The sequence below is a fragment of the Enterococcus sp. DIV1368f genome (assembly GCF_051712245.1).
Lineage (GTDB): Bacteria > Bacillota > Bacilli > Lactobacillales > Enterococcaceae > Enterococcus > Enterococcus faecalis.
On the sequence record NZ_JBIOON010000001.1, the window covers coordinates 815059 to 831010 of the forward strand.

17 protein-coding genes are annotated in these 15952 nt (G+C 37.8%); 15 read left to right on the plus strand and 2 right to left on the minus strand.

Annotated elements, in window-relative coordinates; translation table 11 throughout:
• Window positions 1–2: 2 nt before the first annotated feature.
• The 8 genes from xseA to recN all read left to right on the plus strand — a co-directional run bounded on the left by xseA (window position 3) and on the right by recN (window position 7351).
• Window positions 3–1349, plus strand: a complete 1347-nt coding sequence (gene xseA, locus IGL07_RS04135) for an exodeoxyribonuclease VII large subunit (protein WP_002355877.1) — start codon at window positions 3–5, stop codon at window positions 1347–1349.
• Between the two features lies 1 nt (window position 1350).
• A complete protein-coding gene (locus tag IGL07_RS04140; RefSeq protein ID WP_002355878.1) occupies window positions 1351–1581 on the plus strand; it encodes an exodeoxyribonuclease VII small subunit in 231 nt (76 codons plus the stop codon).
• Entirely contained in the window at window positions 1581–2462 is an 882-nt protein-coding gene (locus IGL07_RS04145; RefSeq protein WP_010817128.1) for a polyprenyl synthetase family protein, read from the plus strand. Before IGL07_RS04140 ends, IGL07_RS04145 begins: the two co-directional genes overlap by 1 nt.
• Before the next feature lie 13 nt (window positions 2463–2475).
• Window positions 2476–3291 (plus strand): TlyA family RNA methyltransferase, encoded by an 816-nt coding sequence (locus IGL07_RS04150; protein ID WP_010817129.1) that lies wholly within the window; start codon window positions 2476–2478, stop codon window positions 3289–3291.
• A gap of 413 nt (window positions 3292–3704) precedes the next feature.
• Entirely contained in the window at window positions 3705–4214 is a 510-nt protein-coding gene (locus IGL07_RS04155) for a matrixin family metalloprotease (protein WP_438747255.1), read from the plus strand.
• Between the two features lie 4 nt (window positions 4215–4218).
• Window positions 4219–5079, plus strand: a complete 861-nt coding sequence (locus IGL07_RS04160) for a hypothetical protein (RefSeq protein ID WP_010712183.1) — start codon at window positions 4219–4221, stop codon at window positions 5077–5079.
• 131 nt (window positions 5080–5210) lie between these two features.
• Window positions 5211–5660: an arginine repressor gene (locus tag IGL07_RS04165; protein ID WP_002358881.1), complete on the plus strand. Its 450-nt coding sequence runs from the start codon at window positions 5211–5213 to the stop codon at window positions 5658–5660.
• A gap of 17 nt (window positions 5661–5677) precedes the next feature.
• Window positions 5678–7351: a DNA repair protein RecN gene (recN, locus tag IGL07_RS04170; RefSeq protein ID WP_010817131.1), complete on the plus strand. Its 1674-nt coding sequence runs from the start codon at window positions 5678–5680 to the stop codon at window positions 7349–7351.
• Between the two features lie 90 nt (window positions 7352–7441).
• On the opposite strand, the gene IGL07_RS04175 is transcribed toward recN, so the two are convergent.
• Complete coding sequence (locus IGL07_RS04175; RefSeq protein ID WP_002383399.1) at window positions 7442–7552, minus strand: DUF4044 domain-containing protein; 111 nt, start codon at window positions 7550–7552, stop codon at window positions 7442–7444.
• A gap of 67 nt (window positions 7553–7619) precedes the next feature.
• Window positions 7620–8585, minus strand: coding sequence for a magnesium transporter CorA family protein (locus tag IGL07_RS04180; RefSeq protein WP_002383400.1), 966 nt, complete (start codon window positions 8583–8585; stop codon window positions 7620–7622).
• Window positions 8586–8829: 244 nt separating this feature from the next.
• Here IGL07_RS04180 and IGL07_RS04185 point away from each other — a divergent pair, with 244 nt between their 5' ends.
• From IGL07_RS04185 to murD, 7 genes are all read left to right on the plus strand, one after another.
• Window positions 8830–9222 carry a DUF3397 domain-containing protein gene (locus IGL07_RS04185; RefSeq protein ID WP_002383401.1) on the plus strand — a complete coding sequence of 131 codons (393 nt, stop codon included), beginning with the start codon at window positions 8830–8832 and terminating at the stop codon, window positions 9220–9222.
• A 233-nt stretch (window positions 9223–9455) separates the two neighbouring features.
• Window positions 9456–9941 carry a division/cell wall cluster transcriptional repressor MraZ gene (gene mraZ / locus IGL07_RS04190; protein ID WP_002383402.1) on the plus strand — a complete coding sequence of 162 codons (486 nt, stop codon included), beginning with the start codon at window positions 9456–9458 and terminating at the stop codon, window positions 9939–9941.
• A 14-nt stretch (window positions 9942–9955) separates the two neighbouring features.
• A complete protein-coding gene (rsmH, locus tag IGL07_RS04195) occupies window positions 9956–10912 on the plus strand; it encodes a 16S rRNA (cytosine(1402)-N(4))-methyltransferase RsmH (RefSeq protein WP_002355891.1) in 957 nt (318 codons plus the stop codon).
• A gap of 16 nt (window positions 10913–10928) precedes the next feature.
• Window positions 10929–11336 (plus strand): cell division protein FtsL, encoded by a 408-nt coding sequence (gene ftsL, locus IGL07_RS04200; RefSeq protein ID WP_002358883.1) that lies wholly within the window; start codon window positions 10929–10931, stop codon window positions 11334–11336.
• A complete protein-coding gene (locus tag IGL07_RS04205) occupies window positions 11336–13564 on the plus strand; it encodes a penicillin-binding protein (protein ID WP_010713809.1) in 2229 nt (742 codons plus the stop codon). Before ftsL ends, IGL07_RS04205 begins: the two co-directional genes overlap by 1 nt.
• Window positions 13565–13591: 27 nt before the next feature.
• Window positions 13592–14557, plus strand: coding sequence for a phospho-N-acetylmuramoyl-pentapeptide-transferase (gene mraY, locus IGL07_RS04210; RefSeq protein ID WP_002355894.1), 966 nt, complete (start codon window positions 13592–13594; stop codon window positions 14555–14557).
• Window positions 14558–14579: 22 nt separating this feature from the next.
• A complete protein-coding gene (gene murD, locus IGL07_RS04215; protein ID WP_002373622.1) occupies window positions 14580–15950 on the plus strand; it encodes a UDP-N-acetylmuramoyl-L-alanine--D-glutamate ligase in 1371 nt (456 codons plus the stop codon).
• Window positions 15951–15952 lie beyond the last annotated feature (2 nt).

The window sequence follows — 15952 nt, forward strand, 5'->3', positions numbered from 1 at the left end:
AAATGACGCAACAGTATTTAACAGTAACAGCCTTAACGAAGTATTTAAAACGTAAATTTGATGCAGACCCTTACTTAGGACGTGTCTATTTAACAGGTGAAATTTCGAACTTTCGCTTCCGAGCGAACGCGCATCAGTACTTTAGTTTAAAAGATGACCATGCGAAGATTTCTGCAATTATGTTTAAATCAGCCTTTCAAAAATTGAAGTTTCAACCAAAAGAAGGCATGAAAGTCATGGTGGTGGGGCGGATTTCGCTTTATGAAAACAGCGGCTCCTATCAAATTTATATTGAACATATGGAACCAGATGGTGTAGGTGCACTTTATCAAGCATTGGCAGAATTAAGAGAAAAACTAGGAAAAGAAGGACTTTTTGAAGGGCCTAAACAACAGTTGCCTCGTTATCCCAAACGAATCGCTGTGGTTACAAGTCCTAGTGGTGCTGTCATTCGGGATATCATTACGACAGTCAAAAGACGGTATCCGATTGCACAACTGGTCCTTTTTCCAACCTTGGTCCAAGGCGAGCAGGCGGCGGATGACATTGTGCGGAACATTCAGCGAGCCGATGCGCAAGGCGATTTTGATACGATGATCATCGGCCGTGGCGGTGGTTCAATCGAGGATTTATGGCCATTTAATGAAGAAAAAGTGGCTCGAGCCATTCATGCTGCCACCACACCGATTATTTCATCGGTTGGGCACGAAACAGATGTGACAATTGCCGATATGGTAGCAGATGTTCGTGCAGCAACGCCAACGGCAGCAGCGGAACTAGCGGTACCAGTTTTAAATGAAGAACTATTAAGAATTAGTGAACGGCGTAGTCGTTTAGAACAAAGCTTTTTATATCTCTTGCAACAACGAACAGAACGTTTCCAACGACTACAAAACTCTTATGTGTTTAAGCAACCTGAGCGACTTTATGAAGGTCAAACGATTAAATTAGATCGAATGACGCAACGTCTTTTCCAAGCAATGACAACGATTCATCACCAAAAACAACGTCAAGCCCAAGGAATTATCGCTCAATTGCAACAACAGACACCAAAGGGACAATTAAGAGAAAGTCAGCAACAGTTGGCATTTTTACAACGAAACTTGCAAACGCAAATGACACAATTGTTCCTAAACAAACAAAAGCAATTCACGTCTGCTGTTCAACAATTAGACTTACTCAGCCCACTCAAAATTATGGGTCGAGGATATAGTTATACTACAAAAGAGGACCGTGTCGTTAAAACTGTTACCGAGTTACAGCCAGCAGATCAATTAACGATTCATTATGCTGACGGTACAGTTCAAGCAAATGTCGAAACAATTACAGCGAAAAAAGAGGAGTTTTAACATGCCAGCAAAAGAAAAAACGTTTGAAGAATCATTAAATGCCTTAGAAGAAATCGTTCAGCGCTTAGAACGAGGAGATGTTCCTTTGGAAGAAGCCTTAGCTGCCTTTCAAGAGGGCATGGCATTAAGTAAACAATGTCAAGATACATTGGAAAAAGCGGAAAAAACTTTAACGAAAATGATGACAGAAAACAATGAAGAAATTGTTTTTGAAGAGAGCGAGGAAGCGTAATGACGAATTTTAGTCAACAGCATTTACCGTTGGTTGAAAAAGTCATGGTCGATTTTATCGCAGAATATACTGAAAATGAGCGTTTGAAAGAAGCAATGCTCTACTCAATACACGCAGGTGGTAAACGATTACGCCCGCTATTAGTGCTAACAACAGTGGCCGCTTTTCAAAAAGAGATGGAAACACAAGACTACCAAGTGGCTGCCTCTTTAGAGATGATTCATACGTATTCATTAATTCATGATGATTTACCAGCAATGGATGATGATGATTTACGTCGTGGCAAACCAACCAATCATAAAGTGTTTGGTGAAGCGACTGCCATTTTAGCAGGGGACGGCTTATTAACAGGTGCATTTCAGTTACTTTCTTTGAGTCAATTAGGCTTAAGTGAAAAAGTTTTACTGATGCAACAACTGGCAAAGGCAGCGGGGAATCAAGGCATGGTTGCCGGCCAAATGGGTGATATTGAAGGAGAAAAAGTCAGCTTGACTTTAGAAGAGTTAGCGGCTGTTCATGAAAAGAAAACTGGAGCGCTAATTGAATTCGCCTTAATTGCTGGGGGCGTATTAGCCAATCAAACAGAAGAAGTCATTGGTTTACTGACACAGTTTGCGCATCACTATGGCTTGGCTTTTCAAATTCGTGATGACTTATTAGATGCCACAAGTACAGAAGCAGATTTAGGTAAAAAAGTAGGCCGAGATGAAGCGTTGAATAAAAGTACGTATCCAGCTCTTCTAGGGATTGCTGGCGCGAAAGATGCGCTAACACATCAATTAGCAGAAGGCAGCGCTGTTTTAGAAAAAATCAAAGCAAATGTTCCTAACTTTTCAGAAGAACATTTAACAAACTTGTTAACTCAGTTACAATTGAGATAGAAAGAAGGCACTTATGAAAAAAGAACGCGTCGATGTCTTGGCGTTTAATCAAGGACTATTTGAAACACGAGAAAAAGCCAAACGCAGCGTGATGGCTGGTTTGGTTTACAATGATAAAAATGAACGTTTAGATAAACCAGGGGAAAAAATTTCTGTGGAGACACCCTTACATACTAAGGGCCAAGTAATGCCTTATGTTTCTCGTGGGGGCTTAAAACTAGAGAAGGCACTAAATGTTTTTGCAATCAACGTTCAAGGCAAAACAATGCTAGATATTGGTTCCTCCACAGGTGGTTTTACCGATGTCGCTTTACAAAATGGGGCTCGTTTGAGTTACGCTTTAGATGTTGGCTACAACCAACTAGCATGGAAAATTCGGCAAGATGAACGCGTGGTGGTAATGGAACGTACCAATTTTCGCTATAGTAAACCTGAAGATTTCACCGAAGGGGTGCCGGATATTGCAACGATTGATGTTTCCTTTATTTCATTACGCTTAATTTTGCCACCTCTTCATGATATTTTGAAAAAAGACGGTAGTGTGGTGGCGTTAATTAAGCCACAATTCGAAGCTGGCAAAGAGTTTGTTGGGAAAAAAGGAATCGTGCGTGATCCAGAAACCCATCAAATGGTTGTGGAGGAAATTACACGCTTTGCCATGAATAATGGTTATGATGTGAAAAACTTGGATTTTTCACCAATCACTGGTGGCGAAGGAAACATTGAATTTTTGGCACATTTAGTTTCTGTTGAGGGAGAAGGATCCTATCAAGCGACAGAATCCATTGAAGAAGTTGTCGCGCATGCGCATCAAAAATTAGCGGAATGATGAGAAAGGCAGCAAAGTTTGTAGACTAAGCAATTAAACAAAAAGGGATTTGAGACAGCCATTAGAAGTATAACTGTCTCAGGTCTTTTTTTATTTTATAAATGAATTAGTGAGACATTTAATAATGATAGAAAGGGATTTGAATAAAAATAGTCGTTGAATTGAACTTTATTAGTCCTTTTTTATCGTGATGAAATAACATTTTTAAGATATGTATCTTTTAAATAATAATTAAAAAAACATCGAAAATATTATTTAATCTTATTTTAATTTACTGGTGTATTTTTTAATGTTAAACTAAGGATAGTTCTGATCAGACAAACTATTTTAGTAAGACCAAGTAATTGAATAGAGAGGTAAAAAAATGAAAAAAATGAAGTTATTAATTTCTGGTTTTTTTTGTAGCAATCGTTTTGGGTACTGGTGTTGATGCATTTGCAGCCTCTAGGTTTCCTGGCGTATTATCGAGAGGAATTAATGGGATTAGTTATTGGTTAGGACCAACCGCAACATTTGGTAATACCGATACAGCGATTAGAAATTGGATGTATACTCCGTGGGGGAATCCTTTGTATATTTATAAACAAGGAAATAACTATGGGACATCAATTGATTTTTATTCGACAAAGTTAAATCCGGGAATAGGTGGGGTTACAGATTTTTTTGATGGCAGAGATAGGATGATTGCAACTGGGATGCGAGAAGCTACGCGAATAAACTACTACTATGCTAAAATTAATTATAATACTATGTATTTACGAGCTTCATCGATGAAGAATGGGACTATTGCTAGACATGAAATTGGGCATGCGCTCGGGATTGCACATTCAAATGGCATTATGATACGTTCTGGAAGTACTAATACAAATCTTGCTGTTGATAAAGCGAATAATGATATCTTAGCAAGAATATATGGGTGGTGAAAAAATGAAAAAAAATCCCATAGTATTTTTGGTAGCGCTTTCTTTGTTGGCGTTCGCTTTCTTAATGATTAATTTCGTTAAAGAGAACGAGAAGAAACAAGTTGCTGCTGAAAAAATAACAACAACTTCCAATTCATTAAAGAAAAAAGCCTTGAAAAATAGTATTGATTCTTCAGAAAGAAAATATTATTCATATCTTGATGAAATTGACCAAAGTAAGGTTATTAATCAATCCGGTGGATCGCAACGACTGTTAATGTATAATCCTGAAATCCCAAAAGATATCCAATCTTTGTCAACAAATATTGTTATTGGCAAAGTTCTTTCTTTAGATAAAGCAGACGCGCCTGCTAATGATCCTAGTAGTCCTTATAATGGAGAAATCTACCCATGGACATTTGGAAAAATCCAAGTACTAAAAAATATTCAAGGCGAATTAGCACCTACGATTGAATTTGCGCGACCAGGCGGTATTATGGAAGAAGGGCGGATGTTTTTAAATGATGCGAAAGAAAATGTTGATAAATTGAATCGTGGACGTGCAACAAGACGAATGCCGCCAATTCAGCAAAGTCGTCAGCTTGTTGAAATACTACAGTATGAAGGAGATTTTTATTTAGCAGCTGGTGAGACCTATTTGTTTTATGTTTATTGGGATACGGAATGGAATAAGGGGTTAATAATGGGCTATCAATACGGTTCTTTACGTTTAGAAGACGAGCAGCAACCTGCTGAAGAATTAACCAAAAGGAATCGCCGAGCGATTGGCAAAACGTGGAATGTTGTCAATGAATCAACCAAAGAAACGACTAATTTAACTACCTATTTAAAAGATGAATTAGGAATTGAACTTCCAGCAGAATAGAAGTAGAGAATAACAAAAAGTCAGCGGAGCTTCCCTTGCTTTTTGTTATTCTTTTCTTTGTTTAGTCTTTTAAAATGCATAAAAATAAGCTATGATGAGGGCAAGAGTAAACTGAAAAGGAGAGCGGCGCCATGAGAAAGCAAGATAGACACCGTTTAATTACACGTTTATTGACTGAAAAAAATATTCAAAAGCAAGAAGATTTTGTCAACTATTTACAAGAAAAGGGCGTAGCTGTTACACAAGCAACGATTTCTCGCGACATTAAAGATATGAAACTGATTAAAGTACCTTCTGCAGAAGGGGGTTATCGATATAGCCTTCCATTAGAAACACAAGCTAATACGAGTGCTAAACTTGCAAAGCTTTTAAAAGATGCCTTTGTAGCTGCAGAACAAATGGAAAAATATGTCGTATTACGAACCATTCCTGGCAATGCAGCGGCGTGTGGTAGTTTAATCGAAAAGAATTACCAAGAGAAACTTTTTGCCGTCATCAACGATGATGATAGTGTCCTCATGATTGCACGAACTGAGGAGGCGGCAGAAAAACTTCATAAAGAGCTGTTAAGCTATCTATAAAGAATGAGGTGAACAAGATGTTACAAGAACTTTCCGTGAAAAATTTTGCGATTATCTCTTCGCTACAATTAGAGTTTCAAATGGGTATGACCGTTTTAACGGGAGAAACGGGTGCGGGGAAATCCATCATTATTGATGCAATGGGATTACTCACAGGCGGACGTGGCTCCAGTGACTATATTCGTCAAGGAGCAAATAAATGCACCTTGGAAGGACTTTTTTCAATGCCGAAAAGTCAAGAATTAAAGCAATTATTAGAACAATTAGGTATTGAAACAGAAGAAGATTCTTTAGTGATTCAACGAGATATTTCCGCTTCTGGTAAAAATGTTTGCCGTGTCAACGGACGAATTGTCAACATTACTAATTTAAAAAGAATTGGGGAATATTTAGTAGATATTCATGGCCAAAATGAACATCAAGAATTGATGCAAAGTGAACGCCATATTGATATGTTAGATGAATTTGGTGGGAAAAAACTTTTAGCAGTCAAAGAAAAATATACACAGGCGTATCAAGAGTATCGCGCACTCGAAGCCAAAGTCAGAAAGCGACAAAAAAATGAAAAAGAATTTGCCCAAAGAATGGACATGCTTCATTTTCAAAGTGATGAAATTGCTAGTGCACAGTTAGTGGCTGGTGAAGAAGAACAATTGCTAGAAGAACGCAATAAACTGAACAATTTTCAAAAGATTGCTGATGCACTGACGATTAGTTATGCCGCGCTAAATGGTGAAGACGATAGTAGTTTGGATAAAATCGGAACAAGTATGAATGAACTCGCTTCGATTGAATCCCTTGATCCAGAATATAAATCATTGTCAGATACTGTTCAAAATGCCTACTACTTACTACAAGAAGCTAGTGGAGATCTTTCTAGGTTGATTGATGGCTTAGAACTAGACGAAGGTCGCTTGAATGAAGTAGAAAATCGTTTAGAATTAATCCGTCAAATGAAGCGTAAATATGGCGATTCGATCGAAACGATTTTATCTTACTATGAAGAAATTACCAAAGAGTTAGCAGAGGCTGATTTTTTGGAAGGTGGTACAGGTGACTTAGAAGCGTTGCTTGCAGAGAAACAACAAGCCGCTCATCAACAAGCATTAGCTTTACGAAAAGAACGAAAGCGCCTAGCCAAAGAGCTCGAACAACAAATTTTAACCGAATTAAAAGAACTATATTTGGAGCGAACTGAATTTGAAGTCCGTTTTACAGAACTTGAGCATTTACAAGAAAATGGCTTAGACGGAGTAGAATTTTATATTACTACTAACCCAGGGGAACCATTAAAACCGTTAGTTCGGGTGGCTTCTGGCGGAGAACTTTCGCGAGTGATGCTGGCTATGAAAACAATCTTTTCTCAAACGCAAGGGATCACTAGTATTGTTTTTGATGAAGTAGATACAGGAGTCAGTGGCCGTGTAGCACAGGCGATTGCCGATAAAATTTATCAAATTTCAGAAAATTCGCAGGTGTTGTGTATCACGCACTTGCCACAAGTGGCAGCCGTTGCTGATGAACATTATTTTATTGAAAAAGAAATTGTGGCGGGTCGGACAGAAACAAGCGTCCGAATTTTATCTGAAAAAGAGCGAGTAAACGAAATTGCGCGTATGCTCGCAGGAAGTGAAATTACGAAATTAACCATTGAACATGCACAAGAGCTGTTGGCGATGGCGAAAAAATAGCCGCTCTATTTGAGCAAGTAAAAAAACAGCCCCTTCTATCAATTGAAAGGGCTGTTTTTTTACTTTTAATGTGTGAAAAAGTTCTCCAGTTTAAAGACTAAGAATTGCTGTTAAAACAGTTGAACCTACAATTGCGATCAGCATTAGCCAAACCACGACTTTCGTGATTTTTGAAAAGCGACTTTGTTCTTTGTCGTTCATAAATGACACGTCCTTTTTAATTTCTGCTAATAGTGTACAACCTTTTCCTGAAAACAGCAACCTAAAGTTATAAGAGATTCTTTTTCTTTAAAATTCGAATACTAATTACGCAGATTAAGGTAGTGATGGCAAAAATAATCCAAAAAGAATATTCATGCTCTGCAAAAGGGAGTTTCACATTCATGCCGTAAATTCCTCCGATGATGGTCGGAATGGTCAGGACAATTGTTAAGGATGTTAAAATTTTCATGACATTATTTAAGTTATTTGAAACGATTGCTGAAAAAGTATTACTAATGTTATCAACTAATTTTAGTTGTATTTTAGTCGTATTCAGTCCTTGTTCTAGTTCAATCAGAATATCCCTTAAAAATGGCAAATGTTTTTCTGGATGATTAAAAATTTCAGCGCTATATAAACGTTTTAATACTTTTAAATTATCCGTTAAAGCTGCTTCGAAATAAACTAGACTTTTTTGAATGTCCATAATCTGATACAATTGACTATTTTCTGTGGCTACTTGGAGCTCTCCTTCAAGTTTGTTGGTTTGTTGGATAAGTGCTTGTAAGTTTTTATTGAAGGAAAGGGCCATCTTCCATGAAAGGGCTAAAATTAAGGCCTTCTCAATAGAAAGATCTTGATGCGTGAACGCCTCTTTTTGAATCCCATGAACGATGTCGTTAGGCCCATTGCTAACAGTAATTAGTTTGTTATCGACGGTTGCGATTAAAGCAATCGGCACCGTTTCTACTTGCAGATAGCCACTAGGACTGATACTAGCTTTGGGATAACGAAATAAAAGTAACGTAGGCGTTTGTAATTTTTCGTGGCGGAAACCTTCCACTCGAGCATTTTCTTCATCATCTAAAACGCCGGTAAGATAATCTGTTGGTAAGTGGTATTGATTGACGAGACGCTCGATTTCTTCTTCTGTAGGAGATTCTACCGAAATCCAACTTAGGGCTTCATCGTCTGGTGAACAAGGTTCAAAATAGTCATTTTTCAATAATAAATAATTAATCAAAAGATTCACCCCGAATCAACATTTTTTGTTCTAAATCCATTATAATAGAAGTATGACACAATACGAGAAGAAAAGCTTATAAAAAACATTCAAAAATAAGTGGCCGCGATAGGTGAGGCCTCGTTTTAAAAATGGTTTGATAAGTAATCCGTTTTTTATATGAAAAAGCAAGCAAAAAGGGCTTTTAGCACATATATTTAAACGAAATGAAACATCTGTGTAACGTTGATGAAGTATAGTTATAGCAGGTGGAATGAAAGGATTTGTTGAGAGAATGGTGTCGTTTTCGGCAATAATGTTATTTTGGTATATTTTTCCGGTAATTGTGCTCTTTGCGTGCAATTTTCTCGTGTCCACTTTTTCCCTAACGGAACGTTGGAAAATAAAAGCACCGGATTTGGCCATTCCGTTTTTATTCATAGGGATCCATGAGTTATCCAAAGATAGTTATGATGAATCGATTATGCCGTATTTTGTGATTTCTATTTTGTTATTAGGAGTCGCTGTTGCCCTGTTTCAAGCTTATTATTATGGAGAGATTTTATATAGACGATATTTCAAGATGTTTTGGCGGTTGACGTTTTTACTAACGTTTGTGTTGTATGTGTTGCTTATCTTGCTAAATATCAGTCATTATCTACTGTAATAAAGCGTGGAGACAATAGGGGAAATACGCTGTGGGAAAATGTCCCCCACAACTCCCCACTCCGTGGGGTTTTTTTGTTATTTTGGGGGTTATTTGATAAAAAACATAGTAAAAACCTTGTTATAATAACATTTTTTGTTGGATGATGCTTGTTACATAAAACCCTGTAAATATTACAGAAATTTTAAATAACAGTTAAAAAATAGAAGTTTTTAGATTTATAGTGGTAGAAAGTGGTGGGATGTGGTAGACTTGTTCTATCAAGTGGAAAAGCGGGTGTATTGGCTATGCTTATGGGTGAATACCAACATAATATCGATGCCAAAGGCCGCCTAATCGTTCCATCAAAGTTTCGTGAGGAACTTGGTGAAAAATTTGTGGTAACGAGAGGGATGGATGGCTGTTTATTTGGTTATCCTTTAAATGAATGGTCACAACTTGAAGCAAAACTTCAAGAAATGCCCTTAGCTAAGAAAGATGCACGTACCTTTGTACGATTCTTTTATTCCGCTGCAACAGAATGTGAGATTGATAAGCAAGGTCGTATCAATATTCCAGCGAATTTACGAACACATGCCAGTTTAGAAAAAGGCTGTGTTGTTATCGGCGTCTCTAACCGAATTGAAATTTGGAGTGACGAACGTTGGCATGCATTCTCTGATGAAGCTGAAGAAAACTTTGATGAATTAGCAGAAACAATGATTGATTTTGGATTTTAGGAATGAGGCAAATGATGACTGAAGAATTTCGCCATTACACCGTTCTTTTAAAAGAAACAGTGGATGGATTACAAGTGAAGCCGGATGGCGTATACGTAGATTGCACACTCGGTGGTGCCGGACATAGTGAATACTTACTGACACAATTGAATGAGCACGGTCATTTATATGCCTTTGATCAAGACCAAAAAGCGTTGGCACATGCTAAGACTCGTTTGCAGAAATATGTAGACAAAGGTCAAGTGACCTTCATCAAATCAAATTTTAGAAATATTAAAGAAGAATTGGCAGAACACGGGGTGTTCCACGTTGATGGGATTCTATACGATCTAGGTGTTTCTTCACCACAATTAGATGAAGCAGAACGTGGTTTTAGCTATCATCAAGACGCGCCCTTAGATATGCGCATGGATCAAGACGCACCCTTGACGGCTCGCGAAGTGGTGAATACGTATAGTTATAGTGAGTTGGTAAAAATTTTCTTTCGTTATGGGGAAGAGAAATTTTCGAAACAGATTGCTCGAGAAATTGAACGTGTTCGCGAAAAGCAACCAATTGAAACAACAGGTGAACTCGTTGAGATTATTAAGACGGCGATTCCAGCTCCAGCAAGACGCAAAGGTGGACATCCTGCAAAACGAATTTTCCAAGCAATTCGCATTGCCGTTAATGATGAATTAGGGGCAGTTGAAGAGTCGCTAGAACAAGCAATTGATTTGCTAGCGAAAAATGGCAGAATCAGTGTGATTACGTTCCATTCGTTAGAAGATCGTATCGTTAAAACAATGTTTAAAGAATACAGTACGGTACAAGATTTGCCACCAGGCATTCCAGTGGTACCAGAAGAATTTCAACCAGAATTAAAAGTAATTACCAGAAAACCAATTTTACCAAGTGACAGTGAGTTATCTGAAAATAATCGTTCACGAAGTGCGAAGTTACGCATTGCCGAAAAAATAAAATCTAGATAGAGAGAGGGGTAGACACATGGCTGAATTGAAGAAAGTAAATGATTTCCATTATGAAGCACCAGAAATGGATCAGCCAACTGTGGCAACAGAGCAAGACAGAAAAATGCAAGAGGAAACACTACCTGTCCCCACTCTATTACCCAAAAAGAAACTAAAAAATGTCTCTTTACTAGAAAAATTAATCGGTGTTGTATTAGTTTGTGCAACGATTGGTATTGCAATTGCGACAATTCAAGTAAGAACGACAATTGTCCAAACCATGAACGATATTACAGAAACACAAGCAGTCATTAAAGAAAAGGAAGATAACGCTTTGAAATTGGAACAAGAAAGAAGCGAACTTTCTAAATCAGATCGAATCAAAGATGTCGCTAAAAAACAAGGGCTAGAAAATAACGGCGACAATGTTAGGACTGTTAAATAATGAGTAAAAGACATAAATTTAAACAATTCATGAAAAAGAAAAACTTAAATCCGATGAACAATCGTAAAAAAGTAGGCATCATTTTATTCGCTACGAGTATTGGATTGTTCTTTTTATTTGCCTTTAGAACGACATACATTGTGGCAACAGGCAAAGTAGCCGGTGTATCACTAAAGGAAAAAACAGCTTCTTTATATGAAGGAAGCCAAGTGGTAAAAGCTAAGCGAGGATCAATTTTAGATCGATATGGTAATCCGATCGCAGAAGATGCTACTTCCTATTCGTTATATGTCGTATTATCAAAAAAATATACGGGACAAAATAATGAAAAGCTATATGCGGAGAAAAAAGACTTCGATGATATTGCTGAAATTTTAGCGAAATATACCAAACTAGACAAAAAAACAGCATTGAAATACTTGAATAATGGGATCCATGAAGATGGGTCAACACAATATCAAGTGGAGTTTGGTACAGGTGGTCAAAATATTACCTTGGAAACACGCCAAAAAATTGAAGCAGATTTGAAAAAGAAAAAAATCTCAGGTGTTTATTTCAATGAACATCCAGCCAGATTATATCCCAATGGTCAGTTTGCTTCTCACTTTATTGGCTATACAAAAGCAGCCAATCCAGATGATGATAAAGAAGGCTTAGTAGGTGCGATGGGACTAGAACAGACCTATAATGATATTTTAAGTGGAACCGATGGCCGTGTGTATTTTGAAAAAGATATTTATGGCAATGCCTTACCAGGAACTGTGGCGGAAGAGAAAAAAGCAGTGGATGGTCAAGATATTTACACAACGCTAGATAGTCGCTTGCAAAATACCTTAGAAGATTTAATGACGCAAGTTAATGAAAAATATGAACCAGTTTCTATGACTGCCATGTTAATGGAAGCAAAAACAGGCGAAATTGTTGCCATGTCTCAACGGCCAACATTTAATCCTGAAACGAAACAAGGGTTAGACGATAATGGCACGTGGCAGAACCTATTAGTTGAAAGTCCTTATGAACCAGGCTCAACAATCAAATTATTTACAACAGCTGCTTCTATGGAACAAGGACAGTTTAATCCTAATGAATTATTCAATCGTGTTGGTGGAATTCAAGTTGGGGATGTAACTGTGAATGACCATGACTACACTCGGTTGAATGGCAAAGAATATTTGAATTATCGTCAAGCCATTTCTTGGTCTAGTAATATTGGTATGGTAAAACTAGAACAAAAAATGGGTGATGAAAAATGGATGGAATATTTGAAAAAATTTGGTTTTGGTACGAGCACGCATTCAGGTTTAAGTGGTGAATCTGCTGGTAAATTGCCAGGAACAAACTTTGTAGATAGAGCAATGTCGGCATTTGGTCAAGCAATTACAGTTACTAATTTCCAAATGATGAAAGGTTTCTCAGCTATTGCAAATGACGGTTCAATGTTGCAACCTCATTACATCAGCAAAATTGTTGACAAAAATACAGGAAAAGAAACGATTACGGAACCACAAATCGTAGGAACCCCAATCAAAGCGCAAACAGCTCAACAGATTCGTACGTACATGATTGATACTGTTGAAGACCCGACTTACGGGATTGCGTATGATATTTATAAAGTACCAGGCTATCATGTTGCTGCCAAAACAGGAACTGCCCAGATTTCAGATGGTAAAGGGTACGTTGATGGAGCAAGTCAAGTCTTGTCTTCTGTAGTGGAAATGGTCCCAGCGGATAATCCTGAATATGTTTTGTATATTACACTTAGACAAGCAAAAACAGGTTCACCTTCAGAAGCAATGGCGGCAATTGCAAACCCATTAATGAAATTAGCGTTAGACATTAAAGAGACAGATCCGGAAACAACGAAAGTAGCTTCTGATAAAGTCACAGTTGCTGATTATAAAAATATGACACCAGCGGAAGCGTTGGCCAATGCCAAAGTGAACGGGGTGGATCCTGTGATTATCGGCGATGGTGAAAAAATCAAGAAACAATCAACGCCGTCTGGTCAAACATTAATGCCTAATCAAAAACTGATTTTGATCACAAATGGAACAAACTATATGCCTGATTTAACCGGCTGGTCCAAGAGCGATGTTACCAAGTTTGGCGATCTATTAGGTTTGACTGTCGAGTTTAAAGGTGAAGGCTATGTGACGAAACAAAGTATCGCTGCTGAAACTGAAATTACGGAGAAAAAATTAACCGTGACTTTAGAAGGCACAGAATAATAACGTAGAATAATTAGGAGAGATAACATGGAGTGGACACAGATTTTTATTCCCATAGTGGTGAGTTTTGCCATTACAGTGAGCGTAATGCCACTATTCATTGGCTATTTTCAAATGAAAAAACAAGGGCAGGTTACTCGTGAAGATGGCCCGACTTGGCATAGCGTGAAAACAGGTACCCCTACAATGGGGGGAGTCGTTTTCCTTGTAGCCAGCTTGATTACTTCATTAGCAATGGGGTTGTTTTTCCACCAATTTACGCCGTCTCTACTAATTATTCTATTTATTTTAGTATTATACGGTTTGCTAGGTTATTTAGATGATTTCATTAAAGTCTTTAAAAAACGGAACATGGGCTTGAATTCTCGTCAAAAATTAATTGGTCAAATTTTTGGTGGGTTGGTTTTCTACTTTGTTTATCGAAGTGAAGGCTTTTCAGACACCTTAGATTTGTTTGGAGTAGCAGAAGTTCCGTTAGGTATTTTTTATGGCGTGTTTATTATTTTTTGGTTAGTCGGTTTTTCTAATGCCGTGAATTTGACAGATGGGATTGATGGCTTAGTTGCTGGTTTAGGAACAATTTCATTTGGTACTTATGCAATTATTGCTTGGAAACAACAACAATTTGATGTTGTGATTATCTGCCTAAGTGTGATTGGTGGGCTGATTGGCTTTTTCCCTTATAATAGAAAACCAGCAAAAATTTTCATGGGTGATGTTGGTTCATTAGCATTAGGTGGATTGTTAGCAGCAATTTCAATTATTTTGCATCAAGAATGGACGCTACTTTTAATTGGACTTGTCTACGTTTGTGAAACAGCAAGTGTTATTTTACAAGTTGCTTCATTTAAATTATTTGGTCGACGGATTTTTAAAATGTCACCAATTCATCACCATTTTGAAATGTGTGGTTGGTCTGAATGGAAAATTGATTTTGTCTTTTGGTCTGTCGGTTTAATCTGTTCAGGAATCACATTATGGATTCTTTTCTAATCTATCAAAGGGGAAATTGACAATGAAAAAAATAACAACCTATCAAAACAAAAAAGTGTTGGTTTTAGGACTAGCTAAAAGTGGTGTCAGCGCAGCGAAACTCTTACATGAGTTAGGTGCGCTCGTTACCGTTAATGACGCAAAACAATTTGATCAAAACCCTGACGCCCAAGATTTATTAACCTTGGGTATTCGTGTTGTTACAGGGGGGCATCCAATTGAATTGTTGGATGAAGAATTTGAACTAATCGTTAAAAATCCTGGCATTCCTTATACAAACCCACTTGTGGCAGAAGCACTAACTCGGAAAATTCCTATCATAACTGAGGTGGAATTAGCAGGTCAAATTGCCGAATGTCCAATTGTCGGCATTACGGGCACCAATGGCAAAACAACCACGACCACGATGATTGGTTTACTGCTAAATGCTGACAGAACGGCTGGTGAGGCACGTTTGGCGGGAAATATTGGTTTTCCAGCGAGTACGGTGGCTCAAGAAGCAACGGCCAAGGATGATCTTGTGATGGAACTTTCTAGTTTTCAGTTAATGGGAATTGAGACGTTTCACCCACAAATTGCAGTAATTACAAATATTTTTGAAGCACACTTGGATTATCATGGTTCGCGGAAAGAATATGTTGCTGCAAAATGGGCCATTCAAAAAAACATGACCGCAGATGACACCTTGATTTTAAATTGGAATCAAGTAGAGCTTCAAACGTTAGCCAAAACCACAGCTGCCAACGTATTGCCTTTTTCAACGAAAGAAGCAGTAGAAGGGGCTTATCTTTTAGATGGGAAATTATATTTTAATGAAGAATATATTATGCCCGCCGATGAGCTAGGGATTCCTGGTAGTCACAATATTGAAAATGCACTCGCAGCGATTTGTGTAGCTAAATTAAAAAATGTATCGAATGCTCAGATTAGACAAACTTTGACAAACTTTTCAGGCGTTCCCCATCGAACGCAATTTGTTGGCGAAGTTCAGCAAAGACGTTTTTATAACGATTCAAAAGCAACCAATATTTTAGCTACAGAGATGGCGTTAAGTGGGTTTGACAACCAAAAGCTACTTTTACTTGCGGGTGGCTTGGATCGCGGTAACTCATTTGATGAATTGGTTCCTGCTTTGCTGGGACTCAAAGCAATTGTTTTATTTGGAGAAACCAAAGAAAAATTGGCGGAAGCTGCTAAAAAAGCGAACATTGAAACAATTTTATTTGCTGAAAATGTTCAAACGGCGGTTACCATTGCCTTTGATTATTCGGAAAAAGATGATACTATTTTACTATCACCTGCTTGCGCAAGTTGGGATCAATACCCGAATTTTGAAGTACGCGGGGAAGCCTTTATGCAAGCTGTTCAACAATTAAAAGAAAGTGAAATGTGAGA